This window comes from Nocardiopsis lambiniae (assembly GCF_031845465.1).
Taxonomy (GTDB): Bacteria; Actinomycetota; Actinomycetes; order Streptosporangiales; family Streptosporangiaceae; genus Nocardiopsis; species Nocardiopsis lambiniae.
Genome location: NZ_JAVREP010000034.1, coordinates 20,520 through 34,428, shown reverse-complemented (window position 1 = coordinate 34,428; position 13,909 = coordinate 20,520). Strand labels below are relative to the sequence as shown.

Annotated in this window: 11 protein-coding genes and 1 pseudogene; 5 read left to right on the top strand and 7 right to left on the bottom strand. The window is 71.7% G+C overall.

The genetic code is table 11. From position 1 onward, the window contains the following. Positions 1 to 203 (bottom strand): hypothetical protein (locus tag RM479_RS26985; RefSeq protein WP_311514502.1); only part of this gene is annotated, 203 nt, incomplete at its 3' end. Between the two features lie 672 nt (positions 204 to 875). On the opposite strand from RM479_RS26985, the gene RM479_RS26980 reads away from it, so the two are divergent. Continuing rightward, positions 876 to 2,303, top strand: coding sequence for an HNH endonuclease signature motif containing protein (locus RM479_RS26980; RefSeq protein ID WP_311514501.1), 1,428 nt, complete (start codon positions 876 to 878; stop codon positions 2,301 to 2,303). On the opposite strand, the gene RM479_RS26975 is transcribed toward RM479_RS26980, so the two are convergent. The 4 genes from RM479_RS26975 to RM479_RS26960 all read right to left on the bottom strand — a co-directional run bounded on the left by RM479_RS26975 (position 2,218) and on the right by RM479_RS26960 (position 6,120). After that, positions 2,218 to 3,414, bottom strand: coding sequence for a hypothetical protein (locus tag RM479_RS26975; protein WP_311514500.1), 1,197 nt, complete (start codon positions 3,412 to 3,414; stop codon positions 2,218 to 2,220). The two genes, RM479_RS26980 and RM479_RS26975, sit on opposite strands and share 86 nt — an antisense overlap. Positions 3,415 to 3,776: 362 nt before the next feature. Further along, positions 3,777 to 5,000, bottom strand: coding sequence for a cysteine--1-D-myo-inosityl 2-amino-2-deoxy-alpha-D-glucopyranoside ligase (gene mshC / locus RM479_RS26970; protein ID WP_311514499.1), 1,224 nt, complete (start codon positions 4,998 to 5,000; stop codon positions 3,777 to 3,779). Positions 5,001 to 5,099: 99 nt separating this feature from the next. Next, the gene (locus RM479_RS26965; protein WP_274811400.1) at positions 5,100 to 5,291 is read right to left on the bottom strand and encodes a hypothetical protein; all 192 of its coding nucleotides are present in this window, start codon (positions 5,289 to 5,291) and stop codon (positions 5,100 to 5,102) included. 469 nt (positions 5,292 to 5,760) lie between these two features. Continuing rightward, a complete protein-coding gene (locus RM479_RS26960; RefSeq protein ID WP_311514498.1) occupies positions 5,761 to 6,120 on the bottom strand; it encodes a hypothetical protein in 360 nt (119 codons plus the stop codon). Between the two features lie 829 nt (positions 6,121 to 6,949). Here RM479_RS26960 and RM479_RS26955 point away from each other — a divergent pair. The 3 genes and pseudogenes from RM479_RS26955 to RM479_RS26950 all read left to right on the top strand — a co-directional run. Then, a pseudogene (locus tag RM479_RS26955) lies at positions 6,950 to 7,789 on the top strand (glycoside hydrolase family 16 protein); the annotation flags it as partial. Continuing rightward, entirely contained in the window at positions 7,763 to 8,191 is a 429-nt protein-coding gene (locus RM479_RS27710; protein ID WP_446725060.1) for a ricin-type beta-trefoil lectin domain protein, read from the top strand. The pseudogene RM479_RS26955 and the gene RM479_RS27710, both read left to right, overlap by 27 nt. Before the next feature lie 554 nt (positions 8,192 to 8,745). Further along, positions 8,746 to 9,930 carry an MFS transporter gene (locus RM479_RS26950; RefSeq protein ID WP_311514497.1) on the top strand — a complete coding sequence of 395 codons (1,185 nt, stop codon included), beginning with the start codon at positions 8,746 to 8,748 and terminating at the stop codon, positions 9,928 to 9,930. Between the two features lie 6 nt (positions 9,931 to 9,936). Here RM479_RS26950 and pdxR read toward each other — a convergent pair whose 3' ends face one another. Beyond that, the gene (gene pdxR / locus RM479_RS26945) at positions 9,937 to 11,334 is read right to left on the bottom strand and encodes a MocR-like pyridoxine biosynthesis transcription factor PdxR (RefSeq protein ID WP_311514496.1); all 1,398 of its coding nucleotides are present in this window, start codon (positions 11,332 to 11,334) and stop codon (positions 9,937 to 9,939) included. A gap of 76 nt (positions 11,335 to 11,410) precedes the next feature. Here pdxR and RM479_RS26940 point away from each other — a divergent pair, with 76 nt between their 5' ends. After that, positions 11,411 to 12,343 carry a DMT family transporter gene (locus RM479_RS26940; protein ID WP_311514495.1) on the top strand — a complete coding sequence of 311 codons (933 nt, stop codon included), beginning with the start codon at positions 11,411 to 11,413 and terminating at the stop codon, positions 12,341 to 12,343. 563 nt (positions 12,344 to 12,906) lie between these two features. Here RM479_RS26940 and RM479_RS26935 read toward each other — a convergent pair. Next, complete coding sequence (locus RM479_RS26935) at positions 12,907 to 13,452, bottom strand: lytic polysaccharide monooxygenase auxiliary activity family 9 protein (RefSeq protein WP_311514494.1); 546 nt, start codon at positions 13,450 to 13,452, stop codon at positions 12,907 to 12,909. Positions 13,453 to 13,909: the final 457 nt, after the last annotated feature.

The following is a 13,909-nucleotide window of genomic DNA, read 5'->3' as shown; positions in this document are numbered from 1 at the left end:
GCCTCGGGCAGGGGACGCCGGTCGGGGGTGGTGTCGGCGTCCAGGGGGGCCAGCGCGCCGTCGTAGTCACAGGCCACCAGCAGCCGCGAGGCCCGGGCCAGAGCCGACACACGCCGACGCACATCGGAGGGCAACGCCAAGGGATCGTCGAGGTCGAGGAGGGCCTTCCCCGGTTCCTCGTAGAACGCTTCGACACCCTGCATGAGGGCCACCTCTGCCACCTCCGTCTGTCTTCGGGTCCACGGGCGAAACCGACCGTTGAGAAAAACGTAAATCAGGAGAAAGCAGGCAGGGCAGAGGCTTCACGTGACCTTAGGTGCCAGCTAAGGAAGTCTTAAGGTACAGAGCAAGTGCACATGCATTCGCCTCCCTACGTGGTTTTTCCGGCCAGGAAAAGTCGCTTTTCCGATCACGAGGACACGTGACCGGTCCACCGGTCCCCGAGGCATCGAGGTCGGCCGTGGCGGTCGGGCTCGGCGATGGACCGTCAGCGGACGAAAAGGGGCGTCCGCAGACGAAAGGACACCCGTGGTGGGAGGGGCCGGGCGAGTCCGCGTTCATCCGCGGTAAGCGCGTTCCCGTGTGGGCGACGCACACACCCCCGACTCCCTCCTTCAACACACGCGACCCTCCCCTCGCTCCGGCCTGTCGACGGCCCGCTCCCGGGCCTGCGGACGGCCCGTGGAACCCAGGGCCGAAGGCCGGACCGGCGGACCGTATACGACCATTCCCCGCTCTTTCCGGCCCGCCCGGAAAACAACCCCGACATCACCGGAGATCGTCACTCCCCGAAGAAGTCCGGATCCCCCGAAAGCCCTCTCGAAGGGCCTGTGGAAAACCGCCCCGCGAAAACCCGCGTCTATAAAGTGAGGGACATGACGGAGCACGCGCAAGAGCGCACCCGCGCACCGGCCGGAACCACCCCGGTCGATGCGGCGATGACCGCCGCCGTGGACACCCTCACCCGGGCCTTCTCCGAACCGGTCCCGTCGGGGCACGAAGCAGAGCTGTTGGACCAGGCCACCCGGGTGTGGCAGCACATCGACACCATGATCGCGGCCATGCTCGTCCCCCTGACCCGAGCAGCGGCCGACGGCACCCTGGATGAGGCGTGCGGATACCGCACCCTCAAAGAGTGGATGGTGCACGCCTTCGGGATCAGCGCCTCCCGGGCCACCGACCTACAGAACCTGGTCATGGCCTTCCACCACGACCACCTGCCCGCCACCCACCGCGCCTTCCACACCGGGGCCCTGTCCCTGGAAGAGGCGGTGGCGGTGTTCAAGGCCACGGACAAGGCCGTCCAAGCCCTGGAGGCCGCCACCTTCCCCGACGACGCCGAGCCGATCTCGGCGGGGCAGATGCGCCAGATGATGGAGACGGGCATCCTCACCGCCCGGGAGAACGGCAAGGGCGCGCTCTCGGTGGCCCAGATCGGCCGGTTCGCCACCCGTCTGCAGGCCCGCCTGTTGCCCGACGTCGTGGAGACCGACCACGCCCGAGCCCACGCCCAACGCGGTGCCCGCCTGGACATCACCCCCCGTGGAGCGTTCCTGCTCCAGGTCTGGGGCTCGTCCGCCGACGGCGCCCTGATACAGGCGTGCCTGGACTCCTACACCCCTCCCCCGGATCCGGAGACCGCCCCCCACGACACCGGCGGAGCGGATTCGCGACAGCGACGGTTGTACGAGGCGTTCACCACCGCCATCGAGATCGCCCACACCCACCACACCTGCACGGACCCGGGCACCCCGGTGGTACGGCTGAAGATCACCGTCCCCGATGTCGTGCTGGCCGGGGACACCACCGCCGGGGCCGCGGTCACCGACACCGGCCAGGTCCTGCCCGTCTCGGTCCTGCGCGAATGGCTGACCCGAGCGGTGATCAGGCCCCTGTTCACCGACACCGACGGCGTGGTCACCCACGTGGGAGAGAACCGGAGGCTGGCCTCCCCCGGGCTGCGGGCGGCAGCGTTCGCGAATCACACCACCTGCGCTTGGCCCCACGGGTGCGATCGGCCCCTGCGCTGGTGCCAGGCCGACCACATCATGGAGTTCTTCCAGGGCGGCCCCACCCGCGCCGACAACCTCCAGCCCTTGTGCTCGACCCACAACCGCATCAAGCACCGCCGCGCTCTGGAAACGGACCGACACCGCCACTGGTCCGGACGGCCCACGAGGCGTCCATCCGGGCCAGGCCCGACGGTGTCCGGACCCCTCATGCCCATTCCCCGACGAGAACCCTCAATTCCTCCCGGTCGGCGGGCAGACCGAGCCTCCGCAGCAGAGCGGCGAACGCCGTGACCTGTGCGCCCTTCCATGGCAGGACGCCGTCTGCGAGTGCCCGCAGGTATTCCCTTTGGGCACCGGTGAGGTTTTCGGGCAGCCCATCCGGAAACGCGGCCTCCAGCATCGGCCCCAGATCGGCGTCGGCCGTGGAAGCCGAGGTGAAGGGCGTCAACCCACGGAACACGGGAAGCATCCGCTCCGCGTCCTCCGGTGTGCCCCGGAGCGCGGCCTCGCGTAGGAGGGCGGACCGCACGGTCCCGTAGCGGTCGAAGAACGAGGGCCGGTCTTCGAACCACGTGTCGGCCTCCTCCGGATCGCGCAGGGCCGACAGTAGTTCGGTGAGTGCCGCCGGGTTCTCACGTTGGCCGGGGGCGAGCGCGGCGCAGGCACGGATCGCCGGGTCGGTGTGAGCGAGGAACTCGGTGGTGTCCCCGTCGGATTCCCCCAGCGCCAGGACGATGACCGCGCCCTCGTCTCGGGTCTCGGCCATGTCCGCGGCACCGGAGAGGTCGAGGTCCAGACCGCCCAGGCGGGCGATGGCGGCGGCCGCCTCCACCGCCCGGCGACGGGTGGCCGCGTCGGGGTGGGTGAGATGGGGGCGCACCGCCGTGTACAGCTCCGGAGCCGCCTCGCCCATGGCGACCCCCACCTCGTGGTACATGAGGGAGTCGATGGATTCGTCCTCCCAGATGTCGATGGCCTCATCCTCGTCGTCGGAACCCATCGCGGTGTACACCCGGTCGCGTTCGGTCGTGTCGAGCGGTGGAGGCACGGGCGTCTCCAGATACCCGATGCCGCCTTCGACGGCGTCGCGCAGGAAGGCGAGCAGGCGGACCCGCAGAGACGGAGAGGATCCGCCGTCCACCGCGTCGGCACCGGGAGCCGCTGTGTCGAGCCCGGGCCGGTCGAGAACGCCCGCGACGAATCGGGCGGCTGGAACGGTGGCCGAGTAGACACTGCCCTGATGGATCACCGCGGAGTAGAGGTGGTCCAGGGCCGAGGCGTGATCCCGGGGGTCGTCGGAGAGCAGGAGTGCCAGATGTCCGGGCACGTCGGTGCCCAGGCCGTAGGCGTGAAAGGTCCGCTTCCAGTCGGTGGCGGTGAGTACGTCGGTTCCGGTGCTCATGCGTGGATCGTGACAGCGCCCACCGACGTTTTCCGGTACCGGGTCCGAATGGGCCGTTCCCGCCCGGGCCCGGGGCCCTCGACCGCCCACCACATCCCAGAGCCCTTCCCCGGCGCGCGGTCGCACCGGTCTCGACGCAGTTCCCGTGCCTTGTCGACCCGCGGACCGGGACCGGCCACGGCGTTCGTCCGGGCCGGTCGGGGCACGCCCCGAAGACCCCCGTCATCGAGCCGTTGGTGGGCGGAACGAGGATGCCGGTGAGACGTCTGCCCCCGACCCCGGGGGCAGACGTCCTTGCGATCAGGAGGCCCCGTCGACGGACGGTCCGGTCCGGAACGTCGGCCCCGACGGGATCGCGGGTGTTACAGGGCCACACCCAGCAGGGTGTCGACGACGGTGCGGGCCAGCGCGGGGGCATCGGCGTCGGTACCGCCCTCGGTGAGGGCGGTGTCCGCCCAGGCGTCCACGGCGGCCAGCGCGGCGGGCGCGTCCAGGTCCTCGGCGAGGGTGGAGCGCACGGCGGCCAGCAACGGGGCGGCGTCAGGGGCCGTACCCAGGGCGAACGCGGCACGCCAGCGTTCGGCGCGGGCGCAGGCCACCGGGAGGTGGTCGTCGGTCCACTCCCAGGCGGCGCGGTAGTGGTGGCTGAGCATGGCCAGCCTGATGACGGCCGGTTCCACGCCCTGTTCGCGCAGCTTCGACACGAACACGAGGTTGCCCAGCGACTTGGACATCTTCTCGCCGTTCAGACCGACCATGCCCACGTGCAGGTGGTTGTCGGCGTTGGGGCCACCGGTGACGCAGCGGGTCTCGGCCGCCCCCATCTCGTGGTGGGGGAAGATCAGGTCGTTGCCGCCGCCGTTGAGGGCGAAGCGCGGGCCGAGCCGGTCCAGGGCGATGGCGCTGCACTCGATGTGCCAGCCGGGGCGGCCCCGTCCCAGCGGGCTGTCCCAGGCGGGTTCGCCCGGGCGTTCGGCGCGCCACAGCAGCCAGTCGAGCGGGTCCTTCTTGCCGGAGCGGTCGGGGTCGCCACCGCGCTGCCGGAACAGGGAGAGCATCGCGTCACGGTCGAGGTGGCCGATCTCCCCGAAGTTCTGAGCCTCGGCGACGGAGAAGTAGAGGTCGCCGTCGAGGTCATAGGTGGCGCCGGTGTCGCGGATCCGGGCGGCCAGGTCACCGATGAGGTCGACGGACTCAACGACGCCGACGTAGGAGGCCGGCGGGATGATGCGCAGGGCGGCCATGTCGTCGCGGAAGACGTCGATCTCGCGGTGGGCGAGATCACGCCAGTCGACCCCGATGGCATGGGCCCGTTCCAGGAGCGGGTCGTCGATGTCGGTGGTGTTCTGTACGTAGTTCACGTCGCGCCCGGCGTCCCGCCAGACCCGATTGACCAGGTCGAAGGTCAGGTAGGTGAAGGCGTGGCCGAGGTGGGCGGCGTCGTAGGGGGTGATGCCGCAGGCGTACATCCCCGCCCGGGGTCCGGGGGTGGTCTCCTTTATCCGGTCGGTGGCCGTGTCGTGGAGCCGAAGGGGACCGCCGGTACCGGGCAAGGGGACGATGTCAGGCGCAGACCATGAACGCATAACCGGAAGACTATCCGGACACGCGGTCGGCAAACGCCCAGGGAGGGGCGGTGTACGCGGTGATGATCGCCCCACGGGCGACCGAAAGGTCGAGGCCGCTCATCGGGGTGCGGCGAGGTTGTCGCGGTGTCCGCTCGCGATGAGCAGGGCCGCCAGGACCGCGGCTGCGCCGCAGACCGCCGCGAGGAGTTCGTTGCCCTGCCTCCAGTGCATCAGCGCGCCGCAAACGGAGACCACGTAGAAGAGCCAGTAGGCCCCGGTCTCCATGAGAACGCCGTTGCGTCCCTCCATCCCACTCCCCCTGCCGTGCGCACCGGGCGCGTACGACGGTGTGGACACCGTCTCTGACAGAGACGCTCCGGTCACTCTGGGGGTTGTCACGGAGGGGCAACCGGGATCGTGACAGTCGTCATGGATACGGAGGACCCCCGAAAACGCCTTGACCGTATCCGTGTCCACCGAGGCGCATGGGCCGGGAACAGTGGAAAGGGCCGCGCACACTTCAGATGTCCGGAACCGACTGCGATCCCTCTGATCCCCGCGGAGGTCCTCCTACCTTGGCCGACTCCGGGCAGGCGACCGCGCGCAGGAGCGCAGGGGCCGCGGGCCCCGTCGCGATGCGGAGAGCCCAACGCCCGGGCGACGTCCTCCGTGGGTCCGCGGTCCGGGAGATCCGGGTCCGAGGCGGCCGGCCCCGTCCTCTCGGGTCGGGATCGGGCGCCCGCCCGGAGAGCGCCTTTACCGAGCGGGCGGCGCCCGGTCAGGGCAGGGCCGCGGCCTCCAGTTCCAGAAGGTCGAGGTCCTCGGTCGCGCGTGTCAGGGCGGGGTCGTCGGGGGAAGCGAGTTCGGTGAGGTCGGCCCGCACCGCGCGCAGTCGACGACGGGCGGAGCGCAGGCCGGAGGGGTCGGTCAGGGGCCGGGCGACCAGGGGTCCCGTTCCCGAGACGGTCCCCTCGGAGGTGCGCAGGTCCCACTCCCAGTCGATGGCCCCGGTCTCGCGTCGGACGTTGTCGAGGACCCCGACGGAGGCGTCGTGGTCGAGGCGGACCCAGCGGCCCACGAGGTCTGCGGGTTCGACGGGACGCCGGTAGGGCTGTTCGGAGGCGGGAATAGCGCTCATCTGCGGTCCTTCCATAGGCGGACGGCTGACTCGGACGTGCGATGCACCTGTTGTGCGAATTGACGCAGTATCCGGGTTTTCGGTTCACCCTCAACACGTTCGCACCGGTCGCCTATGACGCGGTTTCGGAATCCTTTCGGCATTTTTCGGGGCGACCGTCGCCACGGGTTCTCTACCGCTTCCCCGGAGCGCCCTCCCCAAACCCCGAGGCATTGATTGGTTAGGCCAACCTAACTTCGCTCGGGCGCCCTCGTGGCGCGCGGCTCCCACACCACCGCCGCGCACAACGGCTGGACCGCGCGGTACCACCTGATGCCCACCGCCGAGCGGTCTCACGTCCATGACGACACCGCCCGCCGGTTCGACTCCGAGCGCCGGGAACCGGTGCGCGGACGCGGGGTGCCCGCGTCTGGTGCATCGGGTACCGGCGGCACGGAGCGGTGGCCGACGAGGAGGCCCAAGGACGACGGACACGACACGGGGTCGAGCGCGGCGCCCCTCGCCCCCTTCGCACACGGTGCGACCGGGTCCGACGGAGAGGGGCGGGAAAAGAGAAATGAGGCCTGAGTGACGTGAGGGACGAAAGAAGCCTTCCGCCCCTGTCACGTGCGCGGGGGCCGTGGGACGGCGAACAGCTCGGGAATGCGGACCGAAAGAGATCGGGCCTCACCTCTTGCCCAGCCTGACTGAACGGACATAAAGTAACGAAACGATTCAGTGGGTCACCAGACGACTGCTCTCGGTCGTCACGATCGCGTCCGCCACCCCGGCGGCGCGACCGCTCCGTCCGTCCCCCGCCCACGGGCGGGATCTCCCCCGGAGTACACCCATGCGCACCGAACATCGATTCCGCACACCCCTGTCCCTGGCCGCCGCCGTCGCCGCACTGGCCCTCCTGGTGCCCGGCACCTCCTCGGCCGCCCCCGCGCCCGCCGAGGCCGAAGCCGCCGCCCAGGCCACGCTGGTCTGGTCCGACGAGTTCAACGGTCCTTCTGGGAGCGCTCCCTCCGCCGCCAACTGGAACCACGAGACCGGCGATCACGGCTGGGGCAACAACGAACTCCAGAACTACACGAACAGCCGGGCCAACTCCGCGCTGGACGGCAACGGCAACCTGGTCATCACCGCGCGCCGGGAGGCCGACGGCTCCTACACCTCGGCCCGCATGACCACCCAGAACAAGGTCCAGCCCCAGTACGGGCGGGTCGAGGCCCGTATCAAGATCCCCCGCGGTCAGGGCATCTGGCCCGCGTTCTGGATGCTGGGCTCCGGTTTCCCCGACACGCCGTGGCCGAACTCCGGCGAGATCGACATCATGGAGAACATCGGCCGCGAACCCCACATGGTGCACGGCAGCCTCCACGGGCCCGGCTACTCCGGTGGCAACCCGCTCACCGGCTCCTACATGCACCCGCAGGGATGGTCGTTCGCCGATGACTTCCACACCTTCGCCGTCGACTGGCGACCCGGCTCCGTCACCTGGTCGGTGAACGGCAACGCCTACCAGACCTACACCTCCGCCGACACCCGCGGGAACCCGTGGGTGTACGACCAGCCGTTCTTCATGATCCTCAACGTGGCGGTCGGCGGGAACTGGCCCGGCTACCCGGACGGAAGCACGCAGTTCCCCCAGCAGATGGTCGTGGACTACGTCCGGGTGTACTCACTGGACGGTTCCGGCGGCGGCGGAACGGGCACCATCACCGCCTCCAACGGGATCTGCCTCGACGTCGCCGGCGCCCAGACCGGCGACGGCACCCCCATCCAGCTGGCGAACTGCAACGGCAACCAGGCCCAGCAGTGGACGGTCGGCTCCGACGGCACGGTCCGGGCCCTCGGCAAGTGCCTGGACGTCGCGGGCGGCGCGACCGGCGCGGGCACCCGCGTCCAGTTGTGGACCTGCAACGGGACCGGCGCCCAGCGGTGGACCCACGTGAGCGGTTCCCAGGCACTGCGCAACCCGCAGTCGGGACGTTGTCTGCAACCGGTCGGACGGACGCAGAGCGACGGGACCCGCACCGAGATCGCGAACTGCGACGGCAGCGCCGTCCAACGCTGGAACCTGCCCTGACGAGCTGATCCGTCGGCCCGCGCACCGGCCCGCCCCGGTGCGCACGTGTCGGCACCGATCCACTGAATCCGCCCGCCCGCCGGTCCCCCGGCGGGCGGCGTGCGTTGGGGCCGGGAACCGTCGTGGGCGGGCGAGGAGGCGGGCGCACCGGACGGGCGGGACCCGGGAGACCCCCGGGGTGAAGGGGAGAGAGGTCCGTCGGCGCCCGGGTCCACCGGGCCCGTCCGTCCCGAACCCGGCCGTGGTGTCGCCAACGACGTCGATACCGGCTCGGAAACGACCGCCGGGATCGGACCGTCCCCTTCTCACGGCCGCGGAGGGCGGGCCGCGCCCTGGGCTCCCCCGTTCCACGACCCGCGTGGCGATGACCGCTCGGGCGATCGTGACCCGGCGAGTCCGACATCACACGACGGGAACGGTGGTTACCGGGAAGTAGACACCCCTCCGCGCCGGTTGTGGAGGTGTCCCCGGGCGATGGAGCCCGAGCGCGGGGCCGTACACGGGCCCCCGACCACCCCCAGGTCCACTCCGCAGCCGTCTTGAGAGGCTCTCCCATGCCTTTGGCCCTGCTCGCGCTCGCCGTGGGCGCCTTCGCCCTCGGAACCACCGAATTCGTCATCATGGGCCTGCTCCCGGAGGTCGCCGAGGGGCTGGGCGTGAGCATCTCCTCCGCGGGGTACCTCATCTCCGCCTACGCCCTCGGGGTCGTCGTCGGCGCCCCGCTGCTCACCGCGATGGCCACCCGGCTGCCCCGCAAGCACGTCCTCATCCTCTTCATGGGCCTGTTCGCCCTGGGCAACCTGGCCACGGTCCTGGCGCCCACCTACGAGACCGTGTTCGTCTCCCGGGTGGTGGCCGGCCTGCCGCACGGCGCGTTCTTCGGCGCGGGCGCGTTGGCCGCCGCCCAGATGGCGGGACCCGCCCGTCAGGGCCGTGCCGTGGCCCGCATGTTCCTGGGGCTGACCGTCGCCAACATCATCGGCGTCCCCGTGGGCACCCTGCTCGGTCAGGAACTGGGATGGCGGGCCGCCTTCCTGGTGGTCACCGTGATCGCGGTGCTGGCCATGGCGGGCATCGCCGTGTTCGTGCCCCGGCTGGCGCGCACCGGCAGCGGCCGGTTGATGCCCGAGGTGCGGGCGCTCGGGAACACCCAGGTGCTGCTCGGACTGCTGTCGGCGGTGTTCGGGTTCGCCGGGGTGTTCGCCGTGTACAGCTACATCGCGCCGATGATGACCGAACTCGCCGGGTTGGGAGATCGGGGCGTGACGGTCGTACTGGCGCTGTTCGGCATCGGTATGACCCTGGGTTCGCTGATCGTCGGTCCCCTGGCCGATCGGGCCCTGCGGCCCACCATCTACATCGCACTCGGTTCGCTGGCGGCGGTACTGGCCCTGTTCACGCTCACCGTGCACAACCCGTGGACCGCGATGGCGTCGGTGGTGGTGCTGGGCGCGGTCGGGTTCGGGGTGACCACCCCGTTGCAGCTGCTGGTGATGAACAAGGCGGGCGCCGCGCCGACCCTGGCGTCGGCGGCCAACCACTCGGCGTTCAACCTGGCCAACGCGGGCGGGGCCTGGCTGGGCGGGGTGGGCATCTCCGCCGGGCTCGGACTGGCCTCCCCGGCCGCGATCGGGGCCGTCCTGGCGGTGGCCGGGCTGGGGGTCGCGGTGACCGCCGGATTCCTGGACCGCGACCGCGCGACGGCGACCTCCGTCCGGGAGACCAGTGGGGTCGCCTGACCGGGTTCACAGGCGGATCGTCGCGCCCATCCGGGCGATCGCCTCGCGCAACCGCGCCGGCCCCTGTCCCGCGTAGGCGATGACCAGTCCGGGCGGGCCGGGGACGGTGCGGTGCCGCGACAACGGCTGCACCGCCACCCCGACCCGTTCGGCGCGGGCGGCCGCCTCCCGGTCGTCGAGGTCGGGGGGCAGCAGCACCAGCAGATGGAGCCCGGCGGCCACTCCGAGGACCGGGCAGCCGGGCAGGTGTTCGCGCACCGCGGCCACGGCGGCGTCCCGCCGGACCCGGTGGCGGGACCGCATGGTGCGCAGGTGGCGGGCGATCGTCCCGTCGCGCAGCAGCGCGGCAAGCGCCAGTTGCGGAAGGGACGGCGAACCCAGGTCCACGGCCCATCTCGCCTCCACGACCTCTTCCAGCAGGTGGGCGGGCGGGACCAGCCAGCCGGAGCGCAACGCGGGGGCCAGGGTCTTGGACAGGCTGGAGGTGTAGGCGACCCGGCTCGGGTCCAGACCGTGCAGGGCGGACACCGGGGAGCGGTCGTAGCGGTACTCGGCGTCGTAGTCGTCCTCGATGACCAGGCCGTCGCGTTCGCGCGCCCAGTCCACGAGAGCGCGACGGCGCTCCGGGGACAGGACCACCCCGGTCGGGAACTGGTGGGCCGGGGTCACCAGGACGACCCGGGCGCCGGTGGCCGCCAGCGCCGCGGTGTCGATGCCGTCGGCGTCCACCCGGACGGGGACGGTGGAGTCCGTCCAATGGTCCAGGATCGCGCGGTTGCCGTCCGCGCCGGGGTCCTCCCGGGCGATCGTCGTCCGTCCCCGGTTCCGTAGGACCCGCGCCAGGATGCTCAGGGCGCCGGTGACACCGGCGGTGATCACGATCCGCTCCGGTGCCGCGCGCACACCCCGCGAGCGCGCCAACCACGCCGAGAGTTCGGCGCGCAGCTCCGGGGTCCCCTGCGGTGGGGCGTACCCGAGTGACCGGGTGTCCGTGCCGGACAGCACCGCGCGTTCGGCCCGCAGCCAGGCGGCGCGGGGGAAGGCGGCCAGGTCGGGAAGGCCGGTGGCCAGGTCGATGACGTCACCGTCGAACACGGTCGGCTCCCAGGACCCGGAGGACGGGACCGGGGCCGGGGACCTCACCGGCCGGGCCGCCACCACGGTGCCCGCGCCCCGGGCGGCGGTGAGCAGGCCCTGCTCGGTCAGCCGCTGATAGGCCTCGACGACGGTGCCGCGGGCCAGCCCGAGTTCCGCGGCGAACGCCCGGGTGGGCGGCAGTCGGGTACCGACGGGGAGGACGCCCCCGGCGATCGCCGAGCGCAGCGCGTTGACGAGCCACTCCGTCCGCCCGCCCCGGGGGATGTCGCTCGGGTCGAGTTGCAGGAAGTCCGAACCTCGCGTCATCGCGCCCCCTTGGTCCACTTCGAACGCACATGTTTGGCCCTGTGCGTGGGACCATAACGGGTCCACGGTGGAGGACGTGCAGAAGACCTCTCCTCTCGAAACCCGTACGTCGACCCTGTGGGGGCTGTGGCCCGCCTTGGGCGGCATGGCACTGATGGGCAGCAGTGTCGCCGTGATCGGCGCGACCGCCGACCTGCCCGCGTTCGTCGTCCAGGCCGCCCGCTACGCGGTGGCGGCGATCGCGATCATCGTCCTGGCCCGTCTGCTCGGCCGACATCTGCCACTCCCCCGAGGGCGCGACGTGCTCTGGGTGGTGGCGGGGGCGTTGTCCGGCCTGGTCGGGTTCAACCTGGTGTTGATCGTGGGGACGGCGCACGCCGAACCGGCGGTGCTCGCCGCCGCGGTGGCGTGCATCCCCATCGTGCTGTCGGTGGCGGGTCCGCTCACCCGGGGACGGCGGCCGTCGGGGCGGGTCGTGACGGGCGCGCTGGTGGTGAGCGCGGGGGCGGTCGCCGTGACCGGTTGGGGGCAGGCCGACGCCCTGGGGATCCTGCTGGCGTTGTCGCTCATCGTCTTGGAGGCGGGGTTCACCCTGTTCGGCGCGCCGGCGCTGGCCCGGATGGGCGCGTGGGGGTACACGGCGGCCACGACGGTGACGGCGGCGGTGATCTTCGGCGTGCTGTCCCTGTGGGCGGGCCCCACCGCGTGGGGCGTCCTCTCCGACCCGGCCGCCCTGGGCGCGGTGGTCTATCTGGGGGCGATCGCGACGGCGCTGTCGTTCGTGTTGTGGTTCACCGGTGTGAACCGGGTCGGCGCGGGCGCCGCCAGTCTCGCCGCGGGCGTGGCCGCACCGACGGCGGCGCTGGTCGCGACCGCCTTGGGCGCCCCGATGCCCTCGGTCGGCACGTGGATCGGCATGGCGGTCATCGGTGTGGGCCTCGTGATCGGCTTCGCCCCCGCGCCGACCGAGGTCCCGTCGCCGCATCGCGATGACCATCGCGGGCGGTGACGGCGCGGTCGTGTCGGCACCGTCCCGGGCCATCACGCCCTTCCCCCGCGCACCTGCCCGGTTCACGCGCGCGGCAGCCGGCGGCCGTCTCCCCGCGTTCCCCTCCCGGCACGGGCGAGGACGGGCGAGGACGTCGACGCGCCACGGGACCACGCCTCCGATCGAGGGACACGGGGGCCTTCCGGTCGGGACGCTCCAGCACCGTGTTCGTTCTCCCGGCACCGAGCGGATGCGCCGGCTCATCGGGAGCCACCGGCGGGGTACCGGAGCCGTCGCACGACCGACCGCACGACCCGAAGGAGGGCGCGGAGCCGCGCGGGGTCGCAGGACCTCCGGCCCGAGGGGCCCGGACCGCCGGTGGGCGGCTCTGAGGCGAGCACCGACACGCGGGCCCGATCTCGGATCCTCCTCCGCGCGGCGTCTCCGGTCGGCCCGACCCGAGGGCGATCGCCGGCCGGAGGCGCATGAGGTGGATCGCCGTGGGTCCGGGGCACGCGGCGGGTCGTTCACGACCCGTGGCCGAGGGGCGCCCGCCGCGTTCTCCGTTTCCGGAACACCTGTCTCTAGCTGCGGATATTGATGTCCACGCAGGCGTAGAAGGCGTTGGCGGTGTCGGCGATGTTCCACCGGGCCAGCAGCTTGTGCCGACCGCTGTAGCCGGACAGGTCCACGGTGTGGGTGAAGGTCCACGGCGGGCGGGCGCCGTTGTCGTTGAAAACGGCGACCCGCCTGCCGCCGATGAAGTACTCCCAGGTGGAGGTGGAGTGGGCCGCGGTGATGGTCCACGTGAAGGTCTGGACGCGGCCGACGTCGGTCACCCGCCAGCCACGGCCGTCGTCGTTCAGCTCGGAGAAGCGGCCGACGCCGCCGTCGCATCGCATGAGGCCCTTGGGCCCCTCGACGCTCTGCGGCTCCCACCGGATACCGCCGCACTGGACGATGCCGGCGGCGCACTGGGCCTGTCGGCTCATGGGGTTGGAGATGTAGCCGTGGGCGTTGGCGACGCCGGCGGGCATGAGGCCGAGGAAGAGGGCGGTGGCGGCGGCCAGCGCCGCGGCGGCGCGGAAACGGTGCTTCTTACGGGGGATGTGGGACGTGCGGAGCGGCATGTGCGGGGTCCTTCGGTCATGGATCGCGCCCCGGGGCCGTGAAGGCCGGGTGGAGGATCCGTCGGGGGAGTCTCGAACCGGGATCCCGGTTCGAGGCGAAGGCGAGCGCTCGGGGGTTTCGGAGCCACCGGGAGCCGGTGCGCGAAGCCCCTGTGCATGAAGGATTTCCCGTGGAAAGGCCGGGTAACCGGCCCGTGACGAACAGTCGGACCGCCTGGTGGCGACATGTGCGCCGATCGGACCGGACCACTCAGAGGACCGGTGGGCGACGCCCGGGGAGCGGTACGGGTGGGGCGGCGGAATCCCGAGGAACGCGAGCTGGGAGAATCCGGTCCCGTGGCGGAGGTGGTTCGCCCGGCTGGAGGGTGGACCAATCCCGGCGTTGCCCGGGGTGGACATCAGACCTCACCGGAAGGTCACTGTTTCCTTCCCCGGTCGCGGAACCCACGCCCGTCCC

What these genes read in the sequence shown, in the direction of transcription:
- RM479_RS26980 (WP_311514501.1), top strand. Translation starts at nt 876, where the DNA reads ATGACGGAGCACGCGCAAGAGCGCACCCGCGCACCGGCCGGAACCACC.
- RM479_RS26975 (WP_311514500.1), bottom strand. Translation starts at nt 3,414, where the DNA reads ATGAGCACCGGAACCGACGTACTCACCGCCACCGACTGGAAGCGGACC.
- mshC (WP_311514499.1), bottom strand. Translation starts at nt 5,000, where the DNA reads ATGCGTTCATGGTCTGCGCCTGACATCGTCCCCTTGCCCGGTACCGGC.
- RM479_RS26965 (WP_274811400.1), bottom strand. Translation starts at nt 5,291, where the DNA reads ATGGAGGGACGCAACGGCGTTCTCATGGAGACCGGGGCCTACTGGCTC.
- RM479_RS26960 (WP_311514498.1), bottom strand. Translation starts at nt 6,120, where the DNA reads ATGAGCGCTATTCCCGCCTCCGAACAGCCCTACCGGCGTCCCGTCGAA.
- RM479_RS26950 (WP_311514497.1), top strand. Translation starts at nt 8,746, where the DNA reads ATGCCTTTGGCCCTGCTCGCGCTCGCCGTGGGCGCCTTCGCCCTCGGA.
- pdxR (WP_311514496.1), bottom strand. Translation starts at nt 11,334, where the DNA reads ATGACGCGAGGTTCGGACTTCCTGCAACTCGACCCGAGCGACATCCCC.
- RM479_RS26935 (WP_311514494.1), bottom strand. Translation starts at nt 13,452, where the DNA reads ATGCCGCTCCGCACGTCCCACATCCCCCGTAAGAAGCACCGTTTCCGC.